The 7,448-nt window shown below is 43.8% G+C and carries 7 protein-coding genes and 1 pseudogene; 6 read left to right on the plus strand and 2 right to left on the minus strand.

All coding sequences use genetic code 11. The features are described from left to right. The 4 genes and pseudogenes from MC7420_RS34575 to MC7420_RS34585 form a co-directional block, all read left to right on the plus strand. A partial coding sequence (locus MC7420_RS34575; RefSeq protein WP_006106644.1) for a hypothetical protein occupies positions 1 to 234 on the plus strand: 234 nt, incomplete at its 5' end. Between the two features lie 282 nt (positions 235 to 516). Further along, a complete protein-coding gene (locus MC7420_RS34580; protein ID WP_006106649.1) occupies positions 517 to 699 on the plus strand; it encodes a CsbD family protein in 183 nt (60 codons plus the stop codon). 190 nt (positions 700 to 889) lie between these two features. Next, a complete protein-coding gene (locus MC7420_RS41030; RefSeq protein WP_006106645.1) occupies positions 890 to 1,255 on the plus strand; it encodes a hypothetical protein in 366 nt (121 codons plus the stop codon). After that, a pseudogene (locus tag MC7420_RS34585) lies at positions 1,177 to 1,401 on the plus strand (hypothetical protein); the annotation flags it as partial. The gene MC7420_RS41030 and the pseudogene MC7420_RS34585, both read left to right, overlap by 79 nt. Positions 1,402 to 2,051: 650 nt before the next feature. On the opposite strand, the gene MC7420_RS41035 reads toward MC7420_RS34585, so the two are convergent. Continuing rightward, entirely contained in the window at positions 2,052 to 2,195 is a 144-nt protein-coding gene (locus MC7420_RS41035) for a hypothetical protein (RefSeq protein ID WP_198016638.1), read from the minus strand. Between the two features lie 130 nt (positions 2,196 to 2,325). Then, positions 2,326 to 4,608, minus strand: coding sequence for a selenide, water dikinase SelD (gene selD / locus MC7420_RS34590; RefSeq protein WP_006106642.1), 2,283 nt, complete (start codon positions 4,606 to 4,608; stop codon positions 2,326 to 2,328). Between the two features lie 293 nt (positions 4,609 to 4,901). On the opposite strand from selD, the gene MC7420_RS34595 reads away from it, so the two are divergent. Both MC7420_RS34595 and MC7420_RS34600 read left to right on the plus strand, forming a co-directional pair. Next, the gene (locus MC7420_RS34595; RefSeq protein WP_044211409.1) at positions 4,902 to 6,293 is read left to right on the plus strand and encodes a PEP-CTERM sorting domain-containing protein; all 1,392 of its coding nucleotides are present in this window, start codon (positions 4,902 to 4,904) and stop codon (positions 6,291 to 6,293) included. Between the two features lie 391 nt (positions 6,294 to 6,684). Further along, positions 6,685 to 7,347 carry an HAD family hydrolase gene (locus MC7420_RS34600; RefSeq protein WP_006106647.1) on the plus strand — a complete coding sequence of 221 codons (663 nt, stop codon included), beginning with the start codon at positions 6,685 to 6,687 and terminating at the stop codon, positions 7,345 to 7,347. The last annotated feature ends 101 nt before the right edge of the window (positions 7,348 to 7,448 follow it).

The following is a 7,448-nucleotide window of genomic DNA, read 5'->3' on the forward strand; positions in this document are numbered from 1 at the left end:
ATACGTCCTATTGATACCAGCGAGTTACAAATTGTTGGCACACTTTCATCTATGGGTGAGCGCCCGATCACAGCGAGTAATATGCAAATCCGAGATGTCATGGTTGTGTCTGGAAATCGTCCGATTTCTGTGAGTACCCTGCATCTTGAGAACACAGAAATGATTCTGGGAAACCGTCCCATCGCTTCCAATGTCATGGAAGAAGCTGATGAAATAATGGGTTATCTGGATTAACTGTTAGTAAAAATCTATCGTCTAGGTTGTAGATACGTGTGCAACGTATCTACAATTTTGTATGGAAGTCTCTAAAAAATGAGTCGTCAACCCAGAGAAGGTATAACCCATTCCTACTTTAGACATAAAGCGGGGAGCAGACTAATCTACCTGTAGATTGACGATTTTAATGAAAAATACAGATATAGTGGACATCAACGGAAAAGAAATTGTCCCAAAGATTATTCATTCTTTAGTTTAGGGACGAATTCATAATCATCATAATTTGGAGAATCTCAAAATATGAGTACTGAAGATAGAGCTAAAGCCACTGCCAAAAACATAGAAGGTAAGGCACAGGAAGCCATGAGTAACGTCACGGGTGATCCTGAAGATAAGGCAGAAGGTAAGGCAAAGCAAAATGAAGCTGAAGCTCGACACGCTGTTGAAGACGTGAAAGACAAAGCTAAAGAAATAATCGATTAATTGTCTTGTCAGGAATAGTAAGCAGGTTAATCATTTTGCGCGATTGGGAACGCCAAAAAAGCCGTATCTGATTTGAGTCGGCTGATTAATTTATACCTGCCTTACTAGAATCAGAAGGTCTAGGCAGTCTTGATCTAGACCTTCTGGTTATTTATTGAAAATCCACTAATAGTTTCATCAGTAGGTTGCTGTGAGTTTAGGTAAAAAAACTCGCCAGTTTTTCACGGCTTTGGCTTTAATTTTAGTCCTAGCGACCACATCGGCTTGCCAAGCAAACCAAACCAAAGCAAAAGCGCCAACGGCATTGAATCCCAGTGTAACCTATCAACAATTAGAACGAGGCAATACGGCATCCGGTCAAGAGTTTGGCAATTGGGTGGTGCAAACGGCAAAGGGATTAATTAGTGACGCCTACGTGCGCGATAACAATAAGTTAGGGATTGTAATTACCCCTCAAGTTCGCCCACCAGAGGTTATCGCATACCTCCCAGTCAGATGGAACCTGAACTGCGACAGGCGATCGCTCACATTAAGCCCAAGGAACGGGATGATGTAGCGCGTGAGTTTTTCAAGCAACTCAAGAAACGCGGATTGAGCGATCGCGACTTGGAAAAGCAACTGGGACTTTCCACTCATCACGCCAGTCGGATGACGGAGGATGATGTGGCTAAACTCGCTGCGTTTACCTATCATTCTCATCCGGTTTTAACCATTCTATTTTGCGTTGGCGTTGTGGGAGCTTTATTAAGCATGTCCCATCTTTCCTTTGAACTGGTCGAATCACAGGCACTCCAGAATGCTAAAGTTTATGCACAACTGATGAAGAAAGCCCGAACCCTTTATAGCTCAGAAATCGTGAGTCGAGCCAAAATGGTGGATGGGATCAGCGTGACTCATAACTATTTGAATCAAGAGGGTGGGATTCCTCTACCTGCAACCTAGTTACTAGAACTGAGTCGTGAAATTCGAGAAAAGAAAACTGACATGTCCGTTCGACTCTACAGCGATTATCCATTTCCTTGGCGACGTGACGAAGGGGGACCCAAAAATCAATTTGAATGGGACGCCATCAACTACTTAAAAACCAATCCTAAGCAATCTTTTATATTTACTTACCTCTTGGCTCAATTCAGGTTATAGCCACCAGTATGGCAATCTTGTATTCGACTGGTGGTCTAGTCGAATACAAGTATATATTAATGATCCCAGGATTCATCAAACATCAAATCCCGAACATTCTTTAACACAAAATTACCCGTCTCTTTGCTTAATTCACCCCTACAGATTATCGGACAACGTTCTTGATACGCTTTAACTGCTAAAATAAGCTGTTCGACATTTAAACCTTAATGTCAATAATGGCGAAAGCCTTGCCGTAGTAGTGCGAGCATCTTGCTCGCTGCATTGAGCATCTTGCTCGCTGCATTGAGCATCTTGCTCGCTGCATTGAGCATCTTGCTCGCTGCATTGAGCATCTTGCTCGCTGCATTGAGCATCTTGCTAAGACGCTGTATCATTAATTGATATTAAATGCGGGTTAGCCACCCCCTTGATAATTTAGTCCGCGTAGGCGGACTTTGTTTGTGTAGCAGCGACTTCTAGTCGCCATCGCAAAAAGGGCATTTCTTATAAGAATCTTAATGGGGGAACGTCTGAACTAGCTGAAATTACCTGACCAATAATGTGACTATCTTTATATCCTAATGCTTGCAGAACCTGCTCACAATTCGCTGCTTTATCCCCAGGAATCGTCGCTAATAACCCGCCAGAGGTTTGTGGATCAAAAAGTACCGGATAATTAGCGCGATCGCACATCTCTTCTTGATTCCTGATAAACCTTGCTGCTTGGACATTCTGGGGATACAGCGAACTGGCAATTCCCTGTTGCACAAGTTCCGTCACCCCCTCCAGCAGGGGAATTCTCTCCCACTCTAATTCCACCGCCACTCCCGATGCTTGCACCATTTCTACTAAATGTCCCACGAATCCAAAACCTGTCACATCAGTACAAGCCGTGACACCATGATCTCGAAATACTTTAACTGCTTCCTGATTGGATAACAGCATCGACTCAACCGCCTGATCAATCCAGCGCCCTTTTGCTTGTAAACGTTGATGTGCAGCAAATAAAATCCCGGTTCCCAAGGCTTTAGTTAGAATTATGCGATCGCCTGGTTTCATCCCACTTTTTTTAATCAGTTGCTGAGGATGTACTAACCCATTACAGGATAAACCAAACGTTAATTCTGCCCCTTCTGTGGTATGTCCTCCCACCAACGGCGCTTGTACTTGAGATAATACCTTCATCGCCCCGGATAACAATTGATAGAGGGTTTCCTCCTGTTGGGCGGCTGTCGCATAGGGAACCGTTACCATTGCCAAAACACTCTGAGGCGTTGCACCCATGGCAAATAAATCGCTGAGACAGTGATGAGTGCTAATTTGTCCAAAGATAAAGGGATCATTGATTAAAGTGCGAAAATAATCAATCGTTTGCACTAATAGTTTATCGGCGGGAACTTTTAGCACCGCTGCATCATCGGGCGTTCCCAATCCGAGAATAATATCATCTGGTGTGGAGAAATGATACTCATCCTGCACCCGTTTTAACACTCGTTCTAGGGTAGTGCTACCCACTTTAGAACCACAGCCAGCGCAATACATCGGTGGGGCGTTTTTTGGTGTCCCTAAACGGGGTAATTTCGTCAAGTTCGGTGTTTTCTCTGGAACAGGATTAGCCGATTCCATCTCTGGCAAATCCCTAAATTGCCACATAAATTTGCGGTCAATATGATCCTTCCAACGCCATAATAGTCGGGAGTGCCAACCCAAGGAACCCCAGGATGCGATCGCGCTTCCATCACCTGTACCAATTAAACTCAAATATCGCCGTTGAGGTTTGTAAGGATGTAGGGCTTTTCCTTGTACAAAGCGACGCAAATTTTCCACTAAAGGCTTCCCTTGACGCACCGCAAACACCCCGGCTTTGGGACGAAGATGATTCACCATGGTAGCGATATCACCAGCAGCAAAAATATGAGGATGAGAGAGGGATTGTAACGTATCGCCAACTGAAATAAAACCCTTTGAAGTGGTATGCAATCCAGATTCCGCAATCCAACTCGGTGCCGAGGCTTGGGTTACCCAGAAACTGTAATCGCAATCGACAACTAAACCCGACTCACAGCAAATTTTATCGGGTAATATCTGAGAAACCGTTTCCCCTAAATGCACCTGAATTCCCCGTTTCCTTAGCAGCTTCTGAACATATCGCCGCGCCCAGGAATTATGACCTGGTAATAGTTGATTACCCCGATGAAATAAATGAATTTTTACAGAGGTGCCATGGCGCGTCTCTACATGATTAATACGCCGTTGCATTGTCATTGCCAGTTCTACTCCACCTGCACCACCGCCAACAATGCCTAAACTCAGAGATTGTTTAGGATGTTGTGCAAGAGTTTCAATAATTCGATTCCATCGCTTTAAAAATTGGGGAACGGGTTTAGCCGGAATCGCGTATTTAGCTACGCCAGAAACCGATTCTTTAGCCGGGGTACTACCAATATCAATCGATAAGACATCAAAGGCAACGGGAGGACGATTGGCACAAATAACTTTATTTGAGTTTAAATCTAAACCCACGGCTTTATCGATATACAATTGAGCGCCAGCAAATTGAGCAAGACGCCGCAAATCAATATGACATTCATCAAAGGTATAGAACCCAGCCACATGACCCGGTAACATTCCGGAATAGGGGGTATGAGACACATTCGTGATCAGCGTCAAGCGTACTCCGGGTAAGGAATTCATCCCCAACATCCGCAGTGCGATCGCGTGGCTATGACCGCCGCCAATAAGGACTAAATCTTTGTCATTAGTCATTGGTTCTTTGTCCTTTGTCATTGGTCAGGGTTTGACACTTATATGCCTAATTTAACATCAATGGTACGCTCCAGGCAGCATTTTTGGATCAACAAAACCTTGATATACCGTAGGGTGAGTTGAGCGAAGTCGAAACCCAACCTACAACAGTAACGATGTTCCTATTTTTAGATTGGCTTAAACAAAAATTAACCAATAATTTATATTATCTTTATACTTATCTAACCTTTATGAAGTTTCAATGAAGTCAGAGAATAATGATTCACTACACTTATATAATTTTAATTACCTAGAATATTATTTCATTCCCACAAATGTGCAAGCCTTCTTATCTATTGTTCAGGAGTCTCACCTCCCTGATTATACCCTTAATTTTCACGTCTCCAGCCGCTGCCGTTCAACTGACCGGACGTGCTATTCTTGGGGCAGATACATTCGCCCCAGGTCCCACGTCAGGACAACAATTTCCCATCTCCTTTACTGATCAACAACCCGTGCAGGGCTTTTCGGCTGTTTTACCGGGACCTAAACCCGGAACCTTTCGGGTGATGACAGATAACGGTTTTGGTCGTAAAAGCAATTCGGCTGATTTTCTGCTCCGGGTTTATGCTGTCGAACCCGATTTTACCACAGGTCAAGTTTTTCCCGTTAATTTCCAAACGGGGGAACGCCTGACTCGCTTTAGCCAGGAAAGTTTTTTACAGTTACATGATCGGGATAATCAGATAGACTTTCCGATTATTGCTGAACAATCATTTTATCCAGACACCACCATTCCTGTAGACCCAATGATTCAATCCAATCGCTGGTTAACGGGTGCTGATTTTGACATTGAATCCTTTCGTCAAGCGAGTGATGGAACCTACTGGTTTGGTGATGAATTTGGTCCATTTCTCTTCCATGTTTCGGCAGAGGGTCAAGTTCTGGATTCGCCAATTCCACTGCCCAATTTTCTGGGTTTAGGTGATAATCCCCTGGTTCAGTCTCCTGATAATCCCCAATTAGACGGTACAGCAAATTTGCGGGGTTCCCAAGGATTTGAAGGGCTGGCACTTAATAGCAGTGGCAGCAAACTCTACGCTATGTTAGAAGGGGCATTGCAACCTGATGATCAACGCGATCGCCTGCTAATTAATGAGTTTGATTTAGCTAGCCAACAGTATACAGGTAAAACGTTTTTCTATCAACGAGATCCCCTAGGTCGAGCGATTGGTGACTTGACGGCAATTAATGACCATGAATTTCTGGTCATTGAGCGCGATAACAGACAAGGCGATCCCAATAATCCCGATTTTACTAGACCTGCTGAATTTAAACGGATTTACAAAATCGACATCAATCAGATAGATAGTAACGGTTTTGTCCAAAAAGAATTAGTAGTGGATTTGCTGAATATTTCCGATCCCAATAATTTGGGCGGTAATGGTACAACAGATGGAGTATTTACGTTCCCCTTTGTTACGATTGAAAGCGTATTGCCTGTGGATGAGAAAACTCTACTGGTGATGAACGATAATAATTACCCATTTTCTAAGGGGCGTAGTCCTGGCCAATCGGATAATAACGAATTTATCCTAGTCCAACTCGATCAACCCTTAAATCTTGATCCGTCTCAGGCTACACCTGTACCTGAACCCATGACTATTTTGGGTTCGGCTGTGGCGTTTGGTTTTGGTGTCTTATTTAAGGCTAAAAAAAGGCAGTGAATAGATCCCCCTCCCGTCCCCCTTCAAAAGGGGGAAGCTAAAGGAGGTTTCGCTTTTTGTTCCATGGGGTAAGCCAGAGGAGTCTTCACTTTTTGTTCCATGGGGGATTTAGGGGAATATCCAGTCTTCTCTCCCTCTCCCTAAACATTTTCAAGAAAGATGTGAGTATTAAGCTGTTCGGCATTTAAACCATAATGTCAAGAATTGCGAAATCCTTGTAGTGCGTTTAGCGAAGCCATGCCGCAGGCTTTAGCGAAGCCATGCCGCAGGCTTTGCATCTTGCTCGCTACCCATTCCCAATTTAAATGCGTGACAGTTTATCTCTCTCAAGCTAGATTGATTTCCCAGAATGGCATCGGCATAATGAAGAGAAACAAAAGGAGAACCTGTGATGCCAAAGGCTGTTATTTTTGATGTAGACGGTACCTTAGTTGATTCCGTTGATCTGCACGCCCAGGCGTGGGTTAAAGCGTTTAAACAGTTTGGCTATGATGTGCCTTACGATAAAATCCGTCATCAAATCGGTAAGGGGAGTAACTATATCATCCCTGTCTTTATTCCTCAAGCAGAGTTTGAACGCATCGGTGAGGATATTGCCACTTATCGCAAAGAATTCTATCAAGAAAACCTCCTATCCCAAGTGCGTCCATTTGAGGGAGTGCGCCAACTATTTGAACGCCTCAAATTAGATGGCAAAAAAGTAGTCGTGGCATCCTCAGCTAGAACCGAAACCCTGACTCACTACAAAAAACTATTAGAGATTGAAGACTTAGTAGACGGTGCAACCTCTACAGACGATGTTGAAAAGTCAAAACCCCATCCCGACATCTTTCAAGCCGCATTAGATAAGCTGGATGGAGTGACTCCCCAAGACGCGATTGTGGTGGGGGATAGTCCTTATGATGCTCAAGCCGCCTGTAAAATAAATCTAGATGTCATTGGCGTGCTTTGCGGTGGTTTCTCAGAAGCTGAGTTAAAAGAAGCAGGCTGTATGAAAGTGTATCAAAATCCGGCGGATTTACTCGATAACTATCATCAGTCTCCTTTGGCTTAATGTCTCGCCATCACTGCAGTAATCTAAGCACGTCCACTTCGACGTGCGGTAATGCTAATGGCATAATTATACCCGTCGAATACTTAACCACAGATTGATAT

The sequence above is a fragment of the Coleofasciculus chthonoplastes PCC 7420 genome (genome assembly GCF_000155555.1).
GTDB classification, from domain to species: Bacteria; Cyanobacteriota; Cyanobacteriia; order Cyanobacteriales; family Coleofasciculaceae; genus Coleofasciculus; species Coleofasciculus chthonoplastes_A.

What these genes read in the sequence shown, in the direction of transcription:
- selD (WP_006106642.1), bottom strand. Translation starts at nt 4,608, where the DNA reads ATGACAAAGGACAAAGAACCAATGACTAATGACAAAGATTTAGTCCTT.
- MC7420_RS34595 (WP_044211409.1), top strand. Translation starts at nt 4,902, where the DNA reads ATGTGCAAGCCTTCTTATCTATTGTTCAGGAGTCTCACCTCCCTGATT.
- MC7420_RS41035 (WP_198016638.1), bottom strand. Translation starts at nt 2,195, where the DNA reads ATGCTCAATGCAGCGAGCAAGATGCTCAATGCAGCGAGCAAGATGCTC.
- MC7420_RS34600 (WP_006106647.1), top strand. Translation starts at nt 6,685, where the DNA reads ATGCCAAAGGCTGTTATTTTTGATGTAGACGGTACCTTAGTTGATTCC.
- MC7420_RS34580 (WP_006106649.1), top strand. Translation starts at nt 517, where the DNA reads ATGAGTACTGAAGATAGAGCTAAAGCCACTGCCAAAAACATAGAAGGT.